Here is a 21,279-nt window from a genome sequence, read left to right as displayed (position 1 = left end):
AAGTAACCCAAGAGAGGGGCACCCTGCGTTCGCGCCCACCGGCTCTACGAGCCGGCGGGTCCGCGCCCGGCTGCGGGGTTCGCCGACAGGGCTTCCTGCCCTGGCGTCGAACTGGCCGGCATCCCTGCCGGCCACCCTGCGGGCCTGATCCTCCGCCGTGCGCCGCTTCTCGAAGGGGGATGAAAAAGCCGCACACCACAGCGCCAAGCTCGACCACACGCCCCTGCTCTTCCTAACCCTCAGTTTTCGGTGACGGCGCGGTGTGGCCGCCCGTGTAACAGGAAGAGCCACGCAAGTTCCAAACACCTCGATCGCCAAGGCTTGTAGGGTCGGCGGGTCCCATAGGCCATTTCTCTGGGTTACGTCTCTTTGGGCCAGCAAAGAGAGGTAACTCGGGCGCCGGTAGGCGCTCGAAAGCCCGCCGCAGGCGAGCCACCCACCGACCACGTCAGAACGAGCAAAAGCCCGCCACAGGCGAGCCATCTGGCGATCAGGCAAGTTCGCAGCAGTAGCGAGTCAGTGCAGCAAATGACTCACGCAGGCCCCCACCGGCTCGATCGCATGGAGGCTTCCATTGCCACCCCACAAATCGTGCGACGAGGACACCGTTCCAACGGCGTCATCAAGCGGCCTCCGCGGTGCCGCAACACCGCGCCAATTGTGTACCCGTCCACCCAGATAAACCGCCCCCGTATGCCGCAACAGCTGCACGATCGCCGGATGCCGGCGATCCATGTGCCCGTACAACAGACGCGCCTCGCGCAAATGATCCGGGTAGTAGATGTCGCTGAGGTCGAGCCGTGCGAGTGGTTCGCCATGCGGGCTGCACAGCGCGATGCGCGCGCCTGCGTCGAGCGTGGCGGCGAAGGCTTCGTCCACGTCCAGTGTCACCGGGAACGGCCACGGCGTGCCGTCGGCCAGGTGCATCGCGGCCAGCACGCTGTCGTAGTCGGCGCGGCCGAGAAAACCGTGCAACGGAGCCAGTTCGTTGTCCAGCAGGCGTTCCAGCCAGCGTTGCTGGCGTGGGCGCAGAATCCAGCGCGGTGCGTGCTCGCGAGTGTGGTCATGCATGGCGTTCAGACGTCCAGATGAATGCCGCATTCGCGCTTGAGGCCGAAGAAGCGGGTGTCTTCCTCGCGCATGCCCGGTTCCCAGCGGCGCGTGGTGTGGGTGTCGCCGATCGACACGTAGCCCTGGTCCCACAGCGGGTGATAAGGCAGCTCGTGGCGCTTGAGGTACATGCCCACGTCGCGGTCGGTCCAGTCCGCGATGGGATGGACCTTCCAGCGCACATGGCGGCGCTCCAGCACCGGGGCATCCGCGCGGCTGTGCGATTGTTGCCGGCGCAGGCCGGCGAACCAGGTGCCGGCGCCGAGCTGGTCCAGCGCTTCGCGCAGCGGCTCCACCTTGGCCAGTCGGTTGTAGCGATCGATGCCGTCGCGCCCGTCCTTCCACAACTGGCCATGGCGGGCTTCGAGCCAACCGGGCGACAGCGAAGGACGGGCCACGTGCAGGTTGAGCTGAAGTCGCTCGGTGAGTTGGTCGATGAAGCGGTAGGTCTCGGGGAACAGGTAGCCGGTATCGATGACCACGACCGGAATGTCCGGCCGTTGCCGGGTCACCAGATGCAGCATGACCGCAGCCTGTGCGCCGAAACTGGAGGACAGCACGTAAGGGCCGGGCAGGTGTTCGAGCGCCCAGCGCACGCGCTCGACGGCATCCAGCGATTCGAGCATGCGCTCGGCGCCGTCGAACTGCGAGGTGTCGACGGCCCGCACGCTCATGACGCGAAGTCCAGTGCTGGCCGGCGCCGTGGCGGTTCGACCACGCCGGTGCGGGCGATGAAATCGCCGAAGCGTTCATCGCCTTGCCGCTCGCTGGCGAAGCGGCCGAACAGTTCGTCCAGCGTGGCGACGATGGCGGCTTCGTCGATGTTTTCGCGGTAGAGGGCGTTGAGCCGCTCGCCGCGATGATCGGCACCCAGGCGCAGGTCGTAGCGGCCCACGGCGCGGCCGATCAGGGCGATCTCGCCGAGGTACGGACGCGAGCAGCCGTTGGGGCAGCCGGACATGCGGAAGTGGATCGGTTCGTCGCGCAGGCCGTGCTTGTCCAGCACGGTTTCCAGCCGGTCCAGGATGGTCGGCAAATAGCGTTCGCTTTCGGCCATGGCCAGGCCGCAGGTCGGCAGCGCCACGCAGGCGATGGCGTGCTGGCGGACGCCACTGGCGCGCTTGTAGTCATCCAGGCCGTGTTGTTCCACCAGCGCATCGATGGCGGCCCGGTCGGCTGCGGCCACGTCCGCGATGATCACGTTCTGGTCGCAGGTCATGCGGAATTCGCCGGTGTGCATGCGGGCGATGTCGCGCAGGCCGGTTTGGCGCGTGTGGCCTTTCGTGTCCAGCAGCCGACCGCTGGGAATCTGCAGGGTCAGGTGCCAGCGTCCGTCGCTGCCTTCGGTCCAGCCGTAGCGGTCGCCGTTGTGCTCGAAGTGGTAGTCGCGCGGTGCTTGCAGGGGGAAGTCGAGTCGTGATTGCAGTTCGTTGCGATACCAGTCCAGGCCGCGGTCGTCGATGGTGTACTTCAGGCGCGCATGCAGGCGTTCGACGCGGTCGCCGAAATCGCGTTGCACGGCGATGGCATGCCAGCACGCGTCGAGAATCTGCCCGGGTTCGACGAAGCCGATCAGGTCGCCCAGCTGCGGGTAGGTGGCCGGGTTGCCGGCGCTCGCGCCCATGCTGCCGCCGGGGGCGAGGTTGAAGCCGGCCAACTGGCCGTGTTCGTCGAGGATGGCGATCAGGCCCAGGTCCTGCGCGAACACGTCGATGTCGTTGTACGGCGGGATGGCGATGCCGATCTTGAACTTGCGCGGCAGGTAGGTTTTGCCCAGCAGCGGTTCGCTGTCCTGGCTGCCGTCGCTAGTACGTTCCAGCTTGTCGACCCACAGTTCCTTGTAGGCCGAAGTGCGCGGCTCCAGGTGGCGCATGATTCGGAGCGCCCAGTCGTACGCCTCGGCGTGGGCCGGGGACAGCCGCGGGTTGACCGAGCAGATCACGTTGCGCACGTCATCGCCGCAGGCGGCCAGGGTGCTCAGGCCGGTGTCGTTGATGCCGCCGATCATGTCGCGCAGATGTTCCTTGGCAATGCCGTGGAACTGGAAGGTCTGCCGCGTGGTGATGCGCAGGCCGCTGCTGGCGTGGGCGCGGGCCAGCTGGTCCAGGTCCAGCCATTGCCGCGGCGTCAGCACGCCGCCGGGCAGGCGCACGCGCACCATGAACTGGTAGTCCGGCTCCAGTTTCTGGCGCCGGCGTTCGTCGCGCAGGTCGCGGTCGTCCTGCATGTAACTGCCGTGGAACTTCAGCAGCTTGGTGTCGTCATCGCTGATGGCACCGGTGGTGCGATTGGCCAGGCTCTCGGCAATGGTGCCGCGCAGGTAGCGGCTGTCGGCCTTGAGCTGTTCCATCGCGGAAAGGGGCTTGTCGGTCATGGCGCGGGCTTCATGGGGAGGCGGCTGGCGTTGGGCGCCGGCCGTGATGGCCTTTCGGCAAAGTGGGGATTCAGTACACGTCGCGGACGTAGCGGCCTTCGTCCAGCAGGGATCTGAGCCAGGTTTCGGCGTCTTCGTGCGACTTGCCGCCGTGTGCCACGGCGATGTCGAGCAAGGTCGCATGCACGTCGGGGGCCATGCGGTTGGCATCGCCGCAGACGTAGAGGTGCGCGCCCTGCTGCAACCACGCCCACAACTCGCGGCCCTGCTCGCGCAGGCGGTCCTGCACGTAGACCTTGTCCGCCTGGTCGCGCGAGAACGCCACGTCGAGCCGGCTCAGCGTGCCGTTGCGCAGCGCCTGCTGCCATTCCAGCTGGTACAGGAAGTCGGTGCGCCGGTACGGGTTGCCGAAGAACAGCCAGTTGCGGCCGCTGGCGCCAGCGGCGGCGCGTTCCTGCACGAAGGCGCGGAACGGCGCCACGCCGGTGCCGGGGCCGATCATGATGATGTCGCGCGACGGCTCGGCCGGCAGCCGGAAGCGGTCGTTGGCTTCGATGAATACGGGTACCGTGTCGCCTTCGTCCAGTGCGGACAGATGATGCGAAGCCACGCCCCAGCGCTCCTCGCCGTCGCTGCGGTAGTGCAGTCGGTCGACGGTGAGGTGCACCTCGTTTTCGACCTGCTTCAGGCTGGAGGCGATGGAGTACATGCGCGGCGCCAGCGGGCGCAGCGCCGCGACCAGGGCATCGGCGTCCCACGCGGTGGGATAGCGGCGCAACAGGTCCAGCAGGGGCGTGCCGTCGAGCAGGGCGCCGAGTTCGGCGCGTGCATCGGGCTGCAGCAGGGCCTTGAGGGCAGCGTGGTCGCCGCGCTCGGCATGTGCGATCAGGAAAGGCCGGGTCAGGCCGGTCAGTTCGCGGCGCTGGCCGAGCCATTGCTGCAGCGGCAGGCGTTCGTCGTTGAAATCCACCTCCCGGTTGCCATCCAGGCCCAGCGTCGCCAGCACGGCATCGACCAGCGTGGGTGACTGCGTCGGCCACACGCCGAGCGCGTCGCCGGGCTGGTAGGTGAGGCCGCTGCCTTCCAGCGACAGCTCGATGTGGCGTACGTCCTTGCCGCTGTCGCTGGCGACGATGCGCTGGTTGGCCAGCACCTCGGCGTGGAAGGGATGCTGGCGCGACCACGCCTGGCGGGCCGGATGCAGCGGGGTCACCACGCCGCTGGTCGGCACAGGCGACGGCTGGCCCGGGGCCAGTTTCAACAAGGTACGGGCCTGCTCCAGGGCGTTGTCGGCCCAGGGCGTGGCCACCGTCTCGATATCCACGTCCGCTTCGCCACGTGCGAACAGGCTGGTGGCGCCCAGCGCTGACAGCCGTTCGTCGAGGCGTCGACCGATGCCGCAGAAGTCCGGGTAGCTGGTGTCGCCCAGCGCCAGCACGGCGTAGCTGAGTTCGGGCAGGCGCGGCGCGCGCCGGCTTTCGAGGTGCTCGAAGAAGCCGCGCGAATCGTCCGGTGGTTCAACCTCGTTGCCAGTGCTGTGGGTGCTGACTACCGCGTACAGCAGGCGTTCCTTCTTGAGCTCCTGCAGTGGATAGGCATCGGCACGCAGCAGGCGCACCTCCAGCCCCGCCGCGGTGGCACGCTCGGCCAACTGTTCGGCCACGCGCTTGGCGTTGCCGGTCTGGCTGCCGTACAGCACGGTAAGGCGCGCCTGTGCGTCCACGGCCTTGCGCGGCGCGCTTTCATTGCCGGCCGCCTTGCCGATGGGTCGCAGCGCGGCCAGGCCGGCGAGATAGCCCGAAAGCCAGTGCAGCGAAGGCGCATCCAGCCCCTCGGCGAGGCGGTTGGCCAGTTGCTGCTTGTCTTCGGAGAGCAGGGAAAGCGGGGCGGCGGTCATGACGATGGTCTTGTTGCGGGCGTTTGGACGTCCATTCGTAAGAGCATGCTAGGCGGGCCTTCGGCTGGCCGGAAAGGATGGGATGGCATGCGGTTATGCCGGGTCCTCATGGGCGCTGGCTGTCCGGTCAGGGCGTTCGCCCGCACGGCAGGCCAGCGGGGCAGGGGCGCGAGCCGGCATAATGACGGCATGACCCAGCCGTCTTCCGAGTCCAGCGCCTTGCGCACCCTGATCGATGACCGTTACGCCGAGCTGACCGCGCGTTGCCGCGCGGCCGGCGTGCCGTTGCACGACGACGCCGGCGTGGCCGAGCGTATCCGGCGCACGCTGATGGCCAGCGATTTCGCCTTCGAAGTGTGGCGTAACCAGCCGGCTTTGCTGTCACCGCAAGGGCTGGATCGATTGCGCTCCAATGCGGACGCCGCGGCGCGCATCGAGTCCTTGAAGTTGCCGGAGGACGAGATTCCCACGCTGGCGGCGTTGCGCCGCTTCCGTCACGCCGAGGCGCTGCGGCTGGTGTTTCGCGATGTCAACGGACTGGACGAGTTGCCGGAAACCCTGTCGGCCACCAGCGTGTTGTACGAGGCCTTGCTGGCGCTGGCGCTGGGCTGGTCCGAACGGCTGCTGGCGACGCGCTTCGGCCACGCTCGCGGCCGTGACGGCAGCGTGCAGCGGCTGATCGTCGTCGGCTTCGGCAAGCTCGGCGGCAGCGAGTTGAATTTCTCCTCCGACATCGACCTGGTACTGGTCTACCCGCACGGCGGCCAGAGCGATGGTGCGCGCGTGCTCGACAACGGCGAGTACTTCGTGCGGCTGGGGCGGCAACTGGTGCGCCTGCTCAACGAACCCACCGCCGACGGCATCTGCGCGCGCGTCGACCTGCGCCTGCGCCCGTTCGGCAATGCCGGCCGGCTGGCGTTGTCGTTCAGCGCGATGGAGCAGTACTACCAGCGCGAAGGCCGCGACTGGGAACGCTACGCCTGGATCAAGGCCCGCCCGGTGGCCGGCGACCAGCACGCCGGCAAGGAGCTGCAGGAACTGCTGCGCCCGTTCATCTATCGCAAGTACCTCGACTACACCGCCTTTGCCGGCTTGCGCGAAATGAAGTCGCTGATCGACGCGGAAGTCGTCCGCAAGGACCTGGCCGACAACCTGAAGCTCGGGCCCGGCGGCATCCGCGAAATCGAATTCATCGTGCAGCTGACCCAGCTGATCCGCGGTGGGCGCGAGCCGAGCCTGCGCGTGCGCGGCCTGCTGCCTGCGCTGGCGGCGTGCGAGGCGCGCGGCCACCTGCCTTCGGCGCGGGCGAAGGTATTGCGCGAGGCCTATGTGTTCCTGCGCAAGCTGGAAAACCGCGTGCAGATGCTGCGCGACGCGCAGACCCACGACATTCCGGACGATGCGCTGAGCCGCGAGCGGATTGCGCGCGGGCTGGATTACCCGGCATGGGAGCCGCTGGCCGAGGAGCTGGCAAAGCATCGCGAGATCGTCGCCAACGAGTTCGCCGCGGTGCTGATGCCGCAAGGTGGCCGCACCGCCAGCGTGCCGGCCGAGGATGCCGCCTTGTGGCGGCAGGCCTGCGACGAGGAGCTGGATGCCGGCACGCTGGAAGCCAGCGGTTTCGTGCCCGGGCCGGAGGCGGCCGAAGCGCTGTTGAAACTGCCGAAAGCCTCGCCGGTGCGCGCCATGTCGGCGCGTTCGCGCGAACGACTCGATCGCCTGATGCCGCAGTTGCTTGCCGCCGCGCGCGCCACCGATGCGCCGGTGCCGTGCCTGCTGCGCCTGTGCCGTCTGACCCAGGCCGTGGCGCGGCGTTCATCCTATCTGGCGTTGCTGGAGGAGCAGCCGGCGGCGCGCAAGCGGCTGGCCAAGCTGTTCGCCGACAGCGCCTTCCTGGCCGAGCGAGTGATCGCGCAGCCGCTGCTGCTGGACGACGTGCTCGATCCGCGCATCGAGCAACTGCCGCTGAAGCGTTCCGACATCGGCGCCGAGCTCACCCGCGTGCTGGCCACGCTGGACGAGCGCGAGGCCGAGGCCGAGCTGGAACGCATCACCGAATTCAAGTCGTCCATCGCGTTCCGGCTGGGGCTGGCCTTCAACGACGGTCGTGCCGATGCGGTCGCCACGGCGCGACGGCTGGCGATGCTGGCCGAATCGGTGATCATTGCCGTCACCGCGCTGGCCGAGCGCGAACTGGTGACGCAACACGGCCGCCTGCCGGGCGAAGGCTCCGGCTTCGCCGTGCTGGGCTACGGCAGCCTCGGCGGCGAGGAACTGGGCTTTGCCTCCGATCTCGATCTGGTGTTCGTCTACGACGGCAAGCGCACGCAGGCGATGAGCAATGGTCCGCGCCCGCTGGAAGGCTCGCGCTGGTACCAGCGGCTGGCCCAGCGCGTGATGAACTGGCTGACCGTGCAGACCCGCGCCGGGCGACTGTACGAAGTGGATACGCGCTTGCGCCCGGATGGTTCCAAGGGCCTGCTGGTCGGCAGCCTGGATGCCTTCATCGCCTACCAGCAAAGCCGGGCATGGACGTGGGAGCACCAGGCGCTGTTGCGCGCGCGGCCGGTGGCCGGCGATGCCGTGCTCAATGCCGCGCTGGCCGGGGTGCGCCGCGACATCCTGGCAGTGCCACGCGAGGCGACCGCCGTGTTCGATGCGGTAAGCCAGATGCGTCGCCGCTGGCGCGCCGAACGTGATCGTTCGGACACCGCTCGGCTCGATCTGAAGCAAGGCCGCGGCACCCTGCTCGACATCGAATTCGCCCTGCAAGGCCTGGTGCTGGCACATGCCGCGCAGCAGCCGCAATTGCTCGGCGTCACCGCCAATGCACGGCTGATCCCGGCGTGTCGCGATGCCGGCCTGCTGGATGCCACGCAAGCGGCCACGCTGGTGCGGGTCCACGCCGAGCTGTTGCAACGTGCGCTGGCCTGCACGCTGGACCTGCGTTCGCGCGTCGCGCCCCGCGATGCCGCGCTGGAAGGCCTTTGCGAGGAAGTGACGGGTGTGACTCGTGCGTTGGGTTTCGCGTTCGACTGAAGGCGTGGCCAGGCCGTCTACCCGCTCAGGACGTCTGCCGACCTGATCGTTACCGCCGAGGCTGGTGGTCGTCGTGGCCGGGTGCCGATGCTGCCAGGCGCTTGCGTAATTGGGCCGCGATATCTGCCGTTTCGCGCAATGGCGGTTGCGAGGCCGGGACAGGGTCACCCAATGCGTGCAACAGGCCGGCCTGATGCAGCGACCGGTGAAAACGCTCCAGTTTCGCCGGCAAGGTCGCGTCGACCAGTGTCTCGACCGGGCAACCGACGGCGCAGGCCTCGCTGAGCATGTTCACCGAATCGGGCGTGACGACGAGGCGATCGGCCCAGCCGAGCACACCGGGGTAGGGGTTGCGGCCGTCGTCGGGGCCGGCCCAGCGCAGGCCGGGGATACCGTCGAGCGCAGTACGCAGCGTGTCCATGACCGCATCGGGGGTGCGCCGCGAGGCGAGTACCAGCAGGCTGCCGCCTTCGTGCTGCCAGCGTGCGCGCAGGCGCTCGGCGAGGCGTCCGGCGTAGCCGCTGTCGATGGCGATGCCGCGACGTGGACCGCCGATCAGCACACCGCTGCGCGGCTGCGGCAGTTCGTCGAATTGCGGGCAGGATTCGCGGCCATCGGCCAGCCAGTCGTCGTCGACCCCGTTCAGCGAACCCAGCGGGTTCAGCACATTGGGGCCGGTGAGCCCATCATGGCGCGGGGCGATCACCGTATCCCAGTGGGCCGGGTCGATGCGCGGGTCGAGGATCTGCACGGTGTGGCAGCGGCCACCGGACAGCTCGCGCAGCATCCGCGTGAACAGTGCGGCGCTGCGGCCGCAGCCGATGGCGAGTCGCGGCCACGGTGGCGCGAAGGCGACGCGTTGCGCCAGCGGCAATGCGCGGTCGCTGCCGGGCAGCAGGCGCGGGGCGAACCAGGACCACGGCGCGCGCGGTTCCAGCACCAGATGGCGTACCGGCATGTCCATCCGCTCGGCCAGCGCCAGCGCCTGGCGCTGGTTGCCGGCGGCATGGTCGGTGATCGCCCAGCACTCGTGGCGCGGGTTCAGCATGCGGAGGTAACCGCTGGCATTGTTTCCGCGAATGGCACGCTGCGTTCCCCTGTCGAGACCCTGCCGGATGGCGCCTGCGTTTACACTGGTGCCGTTGCGCCACGATAACGCCAAGCCAGCAAAGGATACCCATGAGCGAGTTGCTTTCCGATACCGCCCTCGACCAGTTGTTCCGCGAAGCCCGCACCTTCAATGCGTGGCTGCCCAAGGACGTCAGCGACGAGCAACTGCACCAGCTCTACGATCTGGCCAAGTTCGGCCCGACCAGCGCCAACTCGTCGCCGATGCGGGTGGTGTTCGTGAAGTCGAAGGCGGCCAAGGAAAAGCTGTCGCCGCTGATGTCCGACGGCAACCGCGCCAAGACCATGGCGGCACCGGTGAACGCGATCGTCGCCACCGACCACGCCTTCCACGAGAAGCTGCCGCAGCTGTTCCCGCATGCGGATGCGAAGAGCTGGTTCGACGGCAACCAGCCGCTGATCGACATCACCGCGTTTCGCAATGCCTCGCTGCAGGGCGCTTACCTGATGCTGGCCGCCCGCTCGATCGGGCTGGATTGCGGGCCGATGTCCGGCTTCGACAACGCCGGCGTGGACGCGGCGTTCTTCGCCGGCACGCAGATCCGCTCCAATTTCATGATCAATATCGGCTACGGCGATGCCAGCCGCGACCTGTTCCCGCGCAGCCCGCGGCTGACGTTCGACGAGGCCTGCCGGGTCGAATGAGTCGATGATCAGCCCACTCGACATGCTGTGGCGCCTGGCGCTGGCGGCCGTGCTTGGCGCGGTCATCGGCATCAATCGCGAACGCCACGAGTGGGCCGCCGGCATGCGCACGCACATGCTGGTGAGCGTGGGCGCGGCGCTGGCGATGATCGTGTCGGCGTTCGGTTTCAACGATGTGCTGATGCATGAGCACGTGGTGCTCGATCCGTCGCGCATCGCGGCGCAGGTGGTCAGCGGCATCGGCTTTCTCGGCGCCGGCACCATCTTGTTCCTGCAACGCGAACAGGTGGTGCGTGGCCTGACCACGGCGGCCGGCTTGTGGGCTACCGCGGCGATCGGCCTGGCTGCCGGCAGCGGTCTGTATCTGGCGGCGGCGATGGCCACGGCGGTGATCTGGCTGATCCTGGCCGCGCTGAAGCCGCTGGAGCGACGCCTGTTCGCGCGTCGCCTGCGTGGCGTGCCGCGGTTGCGCCTGCGATTGGGAGCCGCGGCCCCGCTGGCGGCGGTGGAGGCGCTGGTCGCCCGCCAGCATCTGCCACTGCGCAAGATGATCCTGCGCCGGCACGAGGATGGCGAGGACCGTCTGGACCTGCTGTTCGATACCGCCGTGCGCGACACCCAATTGCTGGCACTGGCCGAGGAATTGCGCAAGCTGGAAGGCTTGCAGGCCGTGCTGCTCGAACCCGCACCGGGCACGGTGCATCCCCCCGCTGATTAGTTCTGGAGATTCCCATGCGCACGCTTCGTTATGTACTTCTGGCCGGGTTGCTCGGTGCCGCGTTGTCGGTGCAGGCCGCACCGGTGACCTACAAGCTGGACCCGAGCCACACCATGGTGCTGTTCAGCTGGAGCCACTTCGGCTATTCCCATCCCACCGCCGACATGGGCATCTCCGCAGGCACGCTGGTGTATGACGCGCAGGATCCGGCCAAGTCGTCGGTCGACGTGAGCATGCCGATGAGCCTGCTCGATACCCACGTGCCGGCGCTGGACAAGCACCTGAAGGAAGCGGACTTCTTCAATGCCGCGAAGTATCCGGTGATCACCTTCAAGAGCACCCGCGTGCAGCCGGTGGACGCGACCCATTTCAAGGTCACCGGCAACCTCACCGTGCACGGCGTGACCCGGCCGGTGACGCTGGATGCCACCTTGAACAAGGTGGGCCCGCACCCGATGAGCAAGGCGCAGTCGATCGGCTTCGATGCCACCGGCACGCTGATGCGCAAGGACTTCGGCGTGGGCGCCTACGTGCCGATGGTCAGCAACGAGATCCAGTTGCGCATCACCACTGAGGGCTCGGTGCCGAAGGCGAAGTAAGGCTGGTACCTGGCGGTTTCCGAAGGCCCGTGTCGGCGACGATGCGGGCCTTCGCGTTGCCAGGTCCGGCGAGTGTCTTTCCGGGCTCGGGTAGCCATCCGAGGCCTGCCACGGGGCGCTGGCGAAGGCCTCGGCCTGCTATGATCGTCGGCCCCAGTCCTGTTCGGAGCCCAGCCCATGTCGGGTCCTCTTCCCGCGGCAGCAAAGCCGATCCCGGCAAGTGCCGAAAATCGTTACGAAGTGACGCGCGCGGATCTTCCGTTGTCCTGCCCGATGCCCGGCATGGCCCTGTGGAATGCCCACCCGAAGGTCTATCTGCCGATCGTCGATGACGGCGGCGAGAGCACTTGTCCTTACTGTGGCGCGCATTACACGCTGCGCGACTGATCCCGACCGGGTCGACGCACGGCTTGCGCCGAACTGACGGGCGTGACGGCACGATTACTGCTTGTGTTCAGGGATGAAGATGTTCAATCAGGGGCCGATGTCGATCATGGCCACGCCTATCCGAACGCTGACCGTTGTCCAGCTGCTGCCCGCGCTGCATTCAGGCGGCGCGGAGCGTTCGGCGCTGGAAGTGGCGCGCGCGCTGGTGCAGGCGGGACATCGCTCGGTGGTGATTTCGGCCGGCGGGCGGCTGGCCAGCCAGCTGGAAGCCGAAGGCAGCGAACACATCACGCTGGATATCGGCCGCAAATCCCTGCGTACCCTGGGGCGGATCGGCGCGCTGCGTCGTACGTTGCGCGAACTGAAGCCCGACGTCGTGCACGCGCGCTCGCGCCTGCCCGCATGGCTGGGCTGGTGGGCGATTCGCGGCCTGACGCCGCGGCCGCACTTCGTCACCACCGTGCACGGGCTGAACTCGCCCGGCTCCTATAGCGCGATCCTGCTGCGCGGCGAGCGCGTGGTGGTGGTGTCGCAGACCTTGCGCGATTACGTGCTGAGCCATTATTCGTGGCTCGATCCGGCCCGCGTGAAGGTGATTCCGCGTGGCATCGACCCGGAGGCGTTTCCCTATGGTCATCGCCCGGATGATGCCTGGCGCAAGGCCTTCTTCAACGAGTATCCGAGCCTGGCGGGCGCGCCGCTGCTGACGCTGCCGGCGCGCGGCACGCGGCTGAAGGGGCACCACGATGCGATCGAGCTGGTCGCGGCGCTAAAGCACCGTGGCATCGACACGCGCCTGCTGCTGCTGGGCGTGATCGAGCCCGGCCGCGAGGCTTATGCCCGGGAACTGCAGGATCTGGTGCATGCCTGCGATGTCGCCGACAAGGTGGTGATGACGCCGCCGCGCACCGACGTGCGCGATATCTACGCGACTTCGGCACTGATCCTGCAGTTGTCGAACAAGCCCGAATCGTTCGGTCGCACCGTGGTCGAGGCCTTGTCGCTGTGCCGTCCGGTGCTGGGCTATGCGCACGGTGGCGTGGGTGAATTGCTGGCCGAACTGTACCCCGCCGGCCGCGTGGTACCGGGCGATCGCGAGCGGCTGGTGGAACGCGCCGCCGAGCTGTTGCGCGTGGCGCCACCGATCGCGCCGCTGCAGAGCTACCGTCTGGACGACATGCAGGCCGCCGTGCTGGCCTTGTATACCGACGTGGCCGGCTGAGTCGGTATCCGCTTGCCAGGCTACCGGCTTCGGCGCGACGTGCACGCTGAGTAGCTCCCCTACAATGCCCGGGTATCTCATTCGGGCTCCGCATGACTTCCTTCGCCGCCACGTCCAGGGCCATCCTGTGCTCGCCGCTGACGCCGTTTTGGCTGGTGGTAGCACTGCTGCCGTTCGGGCGTAGCGCCGAGCTGGGCACCTTGCTGTGCCTGATCGGCCTGCTGTGGCAGTGCCGGCATGGGATGGCGCCGTGGCGCGACCGGCGCGGGGCCACCCTGCTGCTGGTATTGCTGGCCGCGTATGTCGGGGCGGCGCTGTGGTCGGCGTTCGACGCGGTGGCGCCGGCCAAAAGCTGGTCCAGCGTGGCCGGTCTGCTGCGCTATGTGCCGCTGGGACTGTACGCCTGCCTGGTGATTCGTCGCACCGATCGCCTGTATGCGCTGTACGCCGGCGTGGCCGTGGTGCTGGCGTTGTGGGTGCTGGTGGCGTGGCTGCAGATCGTGACGGGCTGGAGTCCGCGTGGTGTGGCCACCGGCGAATACCTCACCGGCCTGTTCGGCAATGATCTGAAGTTCGGCCCCACGCTGGCCGTGCTGTCGCCGTTCGCGCTGTGGGCGGCGCGGATGCGTTGGGGCGGGCGCGGCTTGCTGGTGGCGTTCCTGCTGTTGCTGGGGCCGGTGTTGCTGGCCGGCTCGCGCTCGGCGTGGCTGTGTTACGCGCTGGTGGCGCTGGCGTTTGCCTGGCGCGAGGCCGGCACGACACGGCGCTTCCTCGGGTTGTGCGCCGCTGGTGCCGTGCTGCTGGTGCTGGCGGGTGGCGTGGCGTGGAAGACGTCGGCGCGTTTCGATGCCCGCATGCAGCGCACGCTGGACGTGTTCCATGGCGGCGAGCAAGGCCTGAATGCGGCGTTGACCGGACGGCTGGACATCTGGCGGGTCAGCGCGCGGATGATCGCGGCGCATCCGTTCAATGGCGTGGGCGTGCGTGGCTTCCGCTACGCCTATCCGCATTACGCGCCGGCGAACGACCACTTCGTGGTGGCCGAATCGTGTGGCGTGGGTCAGGGGGCATGCCATCCGCACCAGTGGATGCTGGAGGTCCTCGCTGGCACCGGCGTGGTTGGCCTGCTGCTGTGGCTGGCCGGATTGGCATGGGCCCTGCGCGCGTGGCGTCAGGCGGGAACGGCTGCGCGGATGCACGCGTTTCCGGCGACGTTGGCGCTGGGCGTGATGCTGTTCCCGTTGAACAGCCATTTGGCCTTCTATTCGGCGTGGTGGGGATTGTTGTTCGCCTGGCTGCTGGCACTGTGGTGTGCAGGTTTGTTTGTTGCCGGCATCCCTGCCGGCAAAGCAGAGCCCGGCATCCATGCCGAACTTTTCAAGAAAGCACTTCCCTTGGAGCATCGCGATGCCGCGTGAGCCGCTGTCGGTGGTGTTGATCACCTTCAACAATGCCGACACCCTGGACGCCTGCCTGCGCGAGGTGGATTGGGCCGACGAGATCGTGGTGCTGGATTCGGGTTCCAGCGACGACACCGTGGCGATTGCACGGCGACACGGCGCGCGCGTGGCGACGCACCCGTTCGACGACTATGGCCCGCAGAAACAGCGCGTCATCGACATGGCCAGCCACGACTGGATCCTCAACCTGGATGCGGACGAGATCCTGTCACCGGGCACGCGTGCGGTGATCGAGCAGGCACTGGTCGATCCGCGGCACGCCGGTTTCCGCCTGCCGCGACGCGAGCGGATGTTCTGGACGGTGCAGCATCGCTGGAGCCATCGCAACGGCCATTTGCGCCTGTTCGACCGCCGCCGTGGCGGCATGAACGACGTGGACGTGCATGCTGCGGTGGAAGTGCGCGGTCCGACCAGGACGTTGCGCCGCGCGGATTTCGTCAACGATGGCGACGGCGACATCGCCACCCGTGTGGAAAAGATCAACCGCTACACCTCGGGCATGGTGGCGTACAAGTTGCGCAAGGGTCAGCGCTTCACCGGCCTGCGCATGGTGCTGTATCCGCCGCTGTTCTTCCTGCGCCAGTACCTGGTGAAGCGCTATTTCCTCAACGGCTGGGCCGGCTTCATCGCCAGCGTCACCGGCGCGTTCTACGCGTTCCTGAAATACGCCAAGCTGCACGAGGCACGGCGGCGCGAATCACGGTCAAGCCGCCACTGACGGCCCGTACTCGGTGTTTGCAGCGTCCTGGCGGGTGCCATTCACGGCCTGGACGAGCAGGCTGCATGCCGTGTGCCGCAGGGCTTCGCGCTTGCGGAAGGCCGAGCGGTGTTTGCTTTCCACCAGGCTTTCGTCGCGGGCGGGCTCGTGCAGTGGCAAGGCGTGGAAGCCGTCCGGGCGGGGTTGGGCCAGACACTCGGCCCAGAAGCCGTCATAGTCCGCCTTGATCTTGCCCTTGTTGCGCGAAAACGGATGGGCACGGTTGCCGACGCCGAGCATTTGCGATGCGCCGATGGCCTGGGCCAGCGCGTACAGCATCGACAGCAGCAGGTTTTTCGGGCGCAGGCCGTGTGCCTGCTTGGTGAATTCGCGCACGGCCTCCCGTCCCAGTCCGGCCGCGGCACCTTGCAGGCAGCCGATCAACACGGTGCGGCCTTCGTCGGCAAGGGTAAAGATCACCGACGACAGGGGGCGCCCCTCGGCGTCGAGCAGATAGAGCGCCAGCTCGCCTTCGCGGCCGCGGCCCAACGGGCGGCGCAACTGCAGTTCGGCCACGCTGTCGTTCTTGAGCACGAGCCGACCCAGCGAGGCCGCGCCTTCGCGGTACACCCGATCGATCAGGTGCGCAGGCCAATGCGCCAGGAGATAACGGTAGTGGCTTTCGATGATGGCGTAGCGACGCGCCAGCGGGAGCAAGCGGTTGATGTAGGCGTGCAGCGGCCTTTCGTGCAGGCGCGAGTCGTGCGGGAGCATGGCCGACATGCGCGGCGTCTCATGCAGGAATCGCAACCATGCGGATTGGTGCCGCCAGTGCAGGGCACAGCGGAATACATACTTGGATGCCGTCAGGGCGCGCTTGACCAGGCCGCCACTCCAATCGCGGCGGGCATGCAGTGAACGGCGGAAATACGGTAGCGACATTGGGGATGGCACCTCCATGGGCCTGTCGCACTTTCTAGCGGTCGACGCTGACGCTGGCCTGTCACGGGCAACGCGGGGTCATCAGCGGTTCAGTATTTCAATACACGTCCGGTGCGCCTTCCGGCCGGGTCTTGAAGCGCTTGTGCACCCACAGGTATTGCTCGGGGGCGGCGCGCGCCATCTGCTCGATGCAGGCGTTGACGCGGGCGGTGTCATCCAGCACGTCGGCGCTGGGCAGGTTTTCCAGAGGGGCACCCAGACGCAATGCGTAGCCGGCATTGCCGGGCAGGCGGCGATGGAAGAACGGGATCACCACGGCGTTGCCCATGCGTGCCAGGTGGTGGGTGGCGGTGATGGTGGCCGCCGGGATTCCGAAGAACGGCACGAACACGTTGTCCTTGCTGCGCATGTCCTGGTCCGGCGCGTACCACAGCGTACCGCCGCTGCGCAGGTACTTCACGGTGCCCCGGATGTCGTCCTTGTCAAACATCGCATCGGCGTAGTCCAGGCGCGCGCGCAACACGGCCCATTCGAACACGGTCGAGTCCATGCGCCGATACATGCCGGCGATGCGGATGCGCTGCGAGACCAGCCGGGCGCACAGCTCCAGGTGCGAGAAGTGACCGCCAACCAGCAGCACGCCGCGACCCTCGGCGCGGGCGGCTTCCAGGTGCTCCAAGCCCTCGAGGGTGATTGGCGTGCGGGCGATGGCGCGCTTCGAACCCATCCAGCCGAGTGCGAATTCCACCATCATCAGGCCGATGTCGCGCAGGTGGGCGTCGACCAGGGCGGCCTGGGCAGCGGCATCCAGCTCGGGGAAACACAGCGCGATGTTGGCTTCGGCGATGCGCCGGCGTGGCGACGGAAAGCGTTGCACGATGGCGCCGAGCAGTCGCCCCAATCCCATCAGCGCGGGTCGCGGCAGGCGGGCGATCAGGTGCAGCGCGCCCACGCCCAGCCAGGCCGGCCAGTGACGCGGGGCGAGCAGGGAACGGGAGAAGGTGGGGCGTGGCATGCCGGGCATCGGCCCCATTGTAGTGGAGGCGGCAAAGCGGGACGAGAACGCGCCGGATCTGGCCCCGCAGGCATGCTCTCGTATACTGCCGCGTCAGTCAGGGAGTTCGTGTTGCGCTATCTCTACATACTGGTGATGTACCTGGTCACGCCGTTGATCGTGTTGCGGCTGCTGACGCGGGGCATGCGCTATGGCAACTACCACCGGCGCTGGCCGGAACGCTTCGGTGTGTTCGAGCCACCGGCGGGAATGCCCGGCTGCCTGTGGGTGCATGCGGTGTCGGTGGGCGAGGTGAATGCTGCCGAGCCGCTGGTCAAGGCGTTGCGCGCGGATTATCCGCACGCGCCGCTGGTGGTGACCACGGTGACGCCGACCGGCTCGGCGCGCGTGCACCAGCTGTTCGGCGACGAGGTGTTCCACGTCTACCTGCCCTACGACCTGCCATTCGCGGTGGAGCGCTTCCTGCAACGCCTGCGCCCCCGTCTGGCGCTGATCGTGGAGACCGAGATCTGGCCGAACCTGTATTTTGCCTGCCGCGGGCGCGGGATTCCGCTGATGATCGTCAATGCGCGCCTGTCCGAACGCTCGCTGCGCGGCTACAGACCCTTGATGCCGTTGTTGCGCTCGGCGTTGCGTGGTGTGCGGGTGGCGGCGCAATCGCGCACCGATGCGGCGCGCTATCGCCTGCTGGGCGCCGATCCCGAACTGATCACGATCAGCGGCAACCTGAAGTTCGACATGCCGGTGCCGTACGATGCGGTGCGCATTGGCGAGGAGTTGCGCCAGGGGTGGGGACGATTGCGGCCGGTGTGGATTGCCGCCAGCACGCACGAAGGCGAGGAGCAGGCCGCACTGGAGGCGCACCTGAAGGTGCTCGAACGCCTGCCGGATGCGTTGTTGCTGATCGCGGCACGGCACCCCGAGCGTTTCCGGATGGTCGAGCATGCGGCGCGCGGCCTCGGCTTCGCCACCGCCTCGCGCAGCGCCGACGGCGTGCCCGGTGTCGCGCACCGGGTCTTCGTGATCGATTCGATGGGCGAGTTGATGCCGTTCTTCGCCGCTTCCGACGTGGCCTTCGTGGGCGGCAGCCTGGCGTCGATCGGGGGGCACAACGTGCTGGAGCCGGCGGCCTTGTCGCGGCCCGTGCTGGTAGGCCCGAACACCTACAACTTCGAGGAGATCACGTTGACCCTGGTCCGTGAAGGCGGCGGCGAGCGCGTGGCCGATGGCCCCGATCTTGCCGCCAAGGTGCTGGGCCTGCTGAGCGATCGCGCGCGGCGCGAACGCATGGGGCGACGCGCGCGGATGGTGTTCGACAGCGAGCGCGGTGCCGTGGGTCGGGTGATGCGGCTGGTGGATGGCTTGCTGGAGGAATAGCCGTCGCTTCCGGCAGGGCGGCCGGAAGGGCCGCGCCACAACGAAACAGGCCGGGCTTGCGCCCGGCCTGTTTCGTTGCAACGTCGAGGCGGCGCGATGCGCGCCAGCGACTTACTGCAGCAGTGCGTTGATCTTTTCCAGATCCTTGAGGTCGGCGGTGCCGGCAGCCTGTTCCAGCAGCAGCTTGTCCAGGATGAACTGGTGGCGGTTCTGCGAGTAGGTGCTCTCGGCCGAGGTCAGGGTCTGGATCGCCAGCAGCACGTCGGTCATGGTCTGCGTGCCGACCTGGAAGCCGGCGCGAGTGGCGTCCAGCGCCTTCTCGCCGGATTCCACCGCGGCCTTGCCCGACTGCACCTGGCTGATCCCGGCGAGCACGGAGCGGTAGTAGTTGAGCGTGGCACGGCGGACCTGGCGACGCTGGCTTTCCAGCGAGTCCTGCGCCGAATCGCGCTGGTCGATCGACTGGCGCACCACGGACTGCGTGTAGCCACCGGAGAAGATCGGCACGGTCAGGGTCAGGCCGACGGTGGTGCCGTAGCGGCCGTTGCCGGCGATGCCGGCGGCAGAGCCGTGTTCGAGCCAGGTGGTGTCCTTACCGCGCGACAGCGAGGCGCTGAGCGTGGGCAGGTGGCCGGCGCGGGCGGCGTTGATGCTGTGGTCGGCGGCGGCGACGTTGTCCTGCTGCGACAACACGTTGGGGTTGTTCTGCAGGGCCTTCTGCACCCATGCCGTCGGATCGGCCGGCACCGGGGCCTTCAACGGCAGCTCGTCGCGCAGCTTTTTCAGCGTCCCTACCGGTTTGCCGGTGATCTGGGTCAGCGCCTCGCGCGCATCGTCCAGGGTGTTCTGGGCACCCAGCGTCTGGGCCTTGGCGCCTTCGTAGTAGGACTTGGCCTGGTAGACGTCGGTGATCGCCGAGAGACCGACCTTGAAGCGCTGGTCGGCCTGCTCGTACTGCTGCTTGTACGCGTCCTCGTTGGCCTGGGCGTAGGACAGCTGATCCTCCGCCGTCAGCACGTTGAAGTAGGCCGTGGCCACGCGGACGTAGAGATTCTGCTCGGCCGCGGCATACAGCTCGTCCTGCGCGCTGGCGCTGGAATGGGCGGCGCGCAGGTTGGCGATCTGGCTGAGGTTGAACACGCTCTGGGTCAGCGTGGCGGAGATGCTGCGATCACGCGTGTGGCCGCGGCCATCACCTTCCAGGCCGGCGTTGAACGAACCGCCCGAGCTGGCCTGGCTGAGCTTGGCGCCGGCCGAAATCTGCGGCAGCAGCGCCGAGCGTGCCTGGTTGATGCCTTCATGGGTGCCCAGGCGCTGCGCATCGGCCTGCGCCAGCACGGGGTCGTTGGCACGCGCTTGACGGTATGCGTCCATCAGGTCCTCGCCATGGCTGGGCAGGGACACTGCAGCCAGGGTCAGGGCAAGGGTCAGAAGCTTCAAGCGCATGGGTTCGCCTCGTGGGGTCGGGGATCGGAAATCAGAAAACGAAGGGGCGGGGCGGTTTGGCGTGGGCAAGGTACGGCAGGTCGGTCTCGAACAGGGTTTCCTCGCGGAAACGGCCTTCGCCTTCGCGGGTGATCAGTACGGCCTGTTGCGCCGGCGATTCGCCGCGCACGGCCAGCAGACGGCCGCCGGGCTTGAGCCAGCCGAAGAAACGTTCGGGAACGCTGGACACCGCTCCGGTGACCACCACAACATCGAACTGGCCTTGCGGCTGCCACTCGATGACGGCTTCGCCGGTCGCCAGCTCGACGTTGCCGATGCCGGCCGCGCGCAGGCGCTCACCGGCCGTGGCGGTGAAGTCGGCATGCATGTCCACGCTGACCACCGAGCCGGCCAGGCTGGCCATGCAGGCGGCAAGGAAACCCGAGCCGGTGCCGATTTCCAGCACGCGATCCTCCGGCTTCAACTCCAGTGCCTGCAGTACGCGACCTTCCACCACCGGCTTCATCATCACTTCGCCATGGCCCAGCGGCAGGCACAGGTCGGCGAAGGCCAGTTGCTGGTGTTCGGTGGCAACGAAATCCTCGCGGCGCACGCGGCCGAGCACCTCGAGCACGCGGGCATCGAGCACTTCCCAGGGGCGCACCTGGTTTTCCACCATGTTGATTCGCGCCTGATCGAAGTTCATCGCCATTGTGCTCATGTCCCGTACGGATCGAAAAAGGTCAGATAGGATAAGGGTTTGTGACCTGTCCCGACAATGACTAGCCTGCGGCCTGACCGGGGCCGCACGAAGTGCCGGAAGTCATCGCGGCGACCTGACGCAAGTCATGCCCCCAGCCGCGTGGGCATGCTCCAATGCTCGCGCGGAAGGCTGCGGGCTGGCGCGAAACCACCGGGAAGCTGGGTCACTGCGGCGGCCGTGGCATCGCCCAGGGCGCCATCGAGATGATGGATGCGCACCAGCGGCGCGGCACCGCGCTGCCCGGTCGAGGCACACAACCATGCCAGCCAGCGCGCGAGACGGTGCCGCTCGACGGCGGTCAGGCCCGCGACAGCGGCGCGCGCGGCAAAGGCAGTGCGTCGCGCTTCGCGGTGGTTGCGCTCCAACCATGCGGCCAGTGTACGCTGGGCTTCGCGATAGGTTGCGCTGAGGACAAGTTCTGCGGCAGTGGCCATAAATACGTAGTGGGTAGCGTTCAGCAAATAATTGAACTCTGCCGTAT

The 21,279-nt window shown here is 67.7% G+C and carries 19 protein-coding genes; 9 read left to right on the top strand and 10 right to left on the bottom strand.

Annotated elements, in window-relative coordinates; translation table 11 throughout:
* Window positions 1-516 precede the first annotated feature (516 nt).
* From BMY90_RS02615 to BMY90_RS02600, 4 genes are all read right to left on the bottom strand, one after another.
* On the bottom strand, window positions 517-1,071 hold the full coding sequence (locus tag BMY90_RS02615) for a bifunctional sulfate adenylyltransferase/adenylylsulfate kinase (RefSeq protein WP_175481479.1): 555 nt from the start codon (window positions 1,069-1,071) through the stop codon (window positions 517-519).
* A gap of 5 nt (window positions 1,072-1,076) precedes the next feature.
* Window positions 1,077-1,784 carry a phosphoadenylyl-sulfate reductase gene (locus tag BMY90_RS02610; RefSeq protein WP_092701199.1) on the bottom strand — a complete coding sequence of 236 codons (708 nt, stop codon included), beginning with the start codon at window positions 1,782-1,784 and terminating at the stop codon, window positions 1,077-1,079.
* Window positions 1,781-3,484, bottom strand: a complete 1,704-nt coding sequence (cysI, locus tag BMY90_RS02605) for an assimilatory sulfite reductase (NADPH) hemoprotein subunit (RefSeq protein WP_092701196.1) — start codon at window positions 3,482-3,484, stop codon at window positions 1,781-1,783. The genes BMY90_RS02610 and cysI overlap by 4 nt, the downstream gene beginning before the upstream one ends.
* Before the next feature lie 70 nt (window positions 3,485-3,554).
* Window positions 3,555-5,381 (bottom strand): assimilatory sulfite reductase (NADPH) flavoprotein subunit, encoded by a 1,827-nt coding sequence (locus BMY90_RS02600; RefSeq protein WP_092701193.1) that lies wholly within the window; start codon window positions 5,379-5,381, stop codon window positions 3,555-3,557.
* Window positions 5,382-5,570: 189 nt separating this feature from the next.
* On the opposite strand from BMY90_RS02600, the gene glnE reads away from it, so the two are divergent.
* The gene (gene glnE, locus BMY90_RS02595) at window positions 5,571-8,420 is read left to right on the top strand and encodes a bifunctional [glutamate--ammonia ligase]-adenylyl-L-tyrosine phosphorylase/[glutamate--ammonia-ligase] adenylyltransferase (RefSeq protein WP_092701190.1); all 2,850 of its coding nucleotides are present in this window, start codon (window positions 5,571-5,573) and stop codon (window positions 8,418-8,420) included.
* Between the two features lie 49 nt (window positions 8,421-8,469).
* Here glnE and BMY90_RS02590 read toward each other — a convergent pair whose 3' ends face one another.
* Window positions 8,470-9,468, bottom strand: a complete 999-nt coding sequence (locus BMY90_RS02590) for a mitochondrial fission ELM1 family protein (protein WP_092701187.1) — start codon at window positions 9,466-9,468, stop codon at window positions 8,470-8,472.
* Between the two features lie 131 nt (window positions 9,469-9,599).
* Here BMY90_RS02590 and BMY90_RS02585 point away from each other — a divergent pair, with 131 nt between their 5' ends.
* The 7 genes from BMY90_RS02585 to BMY90_RS02555 all read left to right on the top strand — a co-directional run bounded on the left by BMY90_RS02585 (window position 9,600) and on the right by BMY90_RS02555 (window position 15,297).
* The gene (locus BMY90_RS02585) at window positions 9,600-10,193 is read left to right on the top strand and encodes a malonic semialdehyde reductase (RefSeq protein ID WP_008213881.1); all 594 of its coding nucleotides are present in this window, start codon (window positions 9,600-9,602) and stop codon (window positions 10,191-10,193) included.
* A gap of 4 nt (window positions 10,194-10,197) precedes the next feature.
* Complete coding sequence (locus BMY90_RS02580; protein WP_092701184.1) at window positions 10,198-10,911, top strand: MgtC/SapB family protein; 714 nt, start codon at window positions 10,198-10,200, stop codon at window positions 10,909-10,911.
* A gap of 14 nt (window positions 10,912-10,925) precedes the next feature.
* Window positions 10,926-11,510, top strand: coding sequence for a YceI family protein (locus tag BMY90_RS02575; RefSeq protein ID WP_008209432.1), 585 nt, complete (start codon window positions 10,926-10,928; stop codon window positions 11,508-11,510).
* 177 nt (window positions 11,511-11,687) lie between these two features.
* Window positions 11,688-11,897, top strand: coding sequence for a zinc-finger domain-containing protein (locus BMY90_RS02570; RefSeq protein ID WP_092701181.1), 210 nt, complete (start codon window positions 11,688-11,690; stop codon window positions 11,895-11,897).
* Window positions 11,898-11,994: 97 nt separating this feature from the next.
* A complete protein-coding gene (locus BMY90_RS02565) occupies window positions 11,995-13,119 on the top strand; it encodes a glycosyltransferase (RefSeq protein ID WP_037098876.1) in 1,125 nt (374 codons plus the stop codon).
* 92 nt (window positions 13,120-13,211) lie between these two features.
* Window positions 13,212-14,537 carry an O-antigen ligase family protein gene (locus tag BMY90_RS02560; protein WP_092701178.1) on the top strand — a complete coding sequence of 442 codons (1,326 nt, stop codon included), beginning with the start codon at window positions 13,212-13,214 and terminating at the stop codon, window positions 14,535-14,537.
* Window positions 14,527-15,297 carry a glycosyltransferase family 2 protein gene (locus BMY90_RS02555; RefSeq protein WP_092701175.1) on the top strand — a complete coding sequence of 257 codons (771 nt, stop codon included), beginning with the start codon at window positions 14,527-14,529 and terminating at the stop codon, window positions 15,295-15,297. Before BMY90_RS02560 ends, BMY90_RS02555 begins: the two co-directional genes overlap by 11 nt.
* Here BMY90_RS02555 and BMY90_RS02550 read toward each other — a convergent pair.
* Window positions 15,283-16,218 carry a VirK/YbjX family protein gene (locus BMY90_RS02550; RefSeq protein ID WP_092701173.1) on the bottom strand — a complete coding sequence of 312 codons (936 nt, stop codon included), beginning with the start codon at window positions 16,216-16,218 and terminating at the stop codon, window positions 15,283-15,285. The genes BMY90_RS02555 and BMY90_RS02550 overlap by 15 nt on opposite strands.
* Before the next feature lie 97 nt (window positions 16,219-16,315).
* Window positions 16,316-17,233, bottom strand: a complete 918-nt coding sequence (lpxL, locus tag BMY90_RS02545; protein ID WP_008210117.1) for an LpxL/LpxP family Kdo(2)-lipid IV(A) lauroyl/palmitoleoyl acyltransferase — start codon at window positions 17,231-17,233, stop codon at window positions 16,316-16,318.
* A 72-nt stretch (window positions 17,234-17,305) separates the two neighbouring features.
* Here lpxL and waaA point away from each other — a divergent pair, with 72 nt between their 5' ends.
* On the top strand, window positions 17,306-18,610 hold the full coding sequence (gene waaA, locus BMY90_RS02540; RefSeq protein ID WP_172624099.1) for a lipid IV(A) 3-deoxy-D-manno-octulosonic acid transferase: 1,305 nt from the start codon (window positions 17,306-17,308) through the stop codon (window positions 18,608-18,610).
* A gap of 111 nt (window positions 18,611-18,721) precedes the next feature.
* Here waaA and BMY90_RS02535 read toward each other — a convergent pair whose 3' ends face one another.
* The 3 genes from BMY90_RS02535 to BMY90_RS02525 all read right to left on the bottom strand — a co-directional run bounded on the left by BMY90_RS02535 (window position 18,722) and on the right by BMY90_RS02525 (window position 21,232).
* A complete protein-coding gene (locus BMY90_RS02535; RefSeq protein ID WP_008210111.1) occupies window positions 18,722-20,056 on the bottom strand; it encodes a TolC family outer membrane protein in 1,335 nt (444 codons plus the stop codon).
* 31 nt (window positions 20,057-20,087) lie between these two features.
* Window positions 20,088-20,747 (bottom strand): protein-L-isoaspartate O-methyltransferase family protein, encoded by a 660-nt coding sequence (locus tag BMY90_RS02530; RefSeq protein WP_092701171.1) that lies wholly within the window; start codon window positions 20,745-20,747, stop codon window positions 20,088-20,090.
* Between the two features lie 134 nt (window positions 20,748-20,881).
* Window positions 20,882-21,232 carry a hypothetical protein gene (locus BMY90_RS02525; protein ID WP_092701168.1) on the bottom strand — a complete coding sequence of 117 codons (351 nt, stop codon included), beginning with the start codon at window positions 21,230-21,232 and terminating at the stop codon, window positions 20,882-20,884.
* Window positions 21,233-21,279 lie beyond the last annotated feature (47 nt).

The sequence above is a fragment of the Rhodanobacter glycinis genome, from assembly GCF_900114325.1.
GTDB lineage: Bacteria > Pseudomonadota > Gammaproteobacteria > Xanthomonadales > Rhodanobacteraceae > Rhodanobacter_A > Rhodanobacter_A glycinis.
The sequence above is the reverse complement of the archived record's forward strand: the minus strand, read 5'-3'. Positions and strand labels throughout refer to the sequence as shown.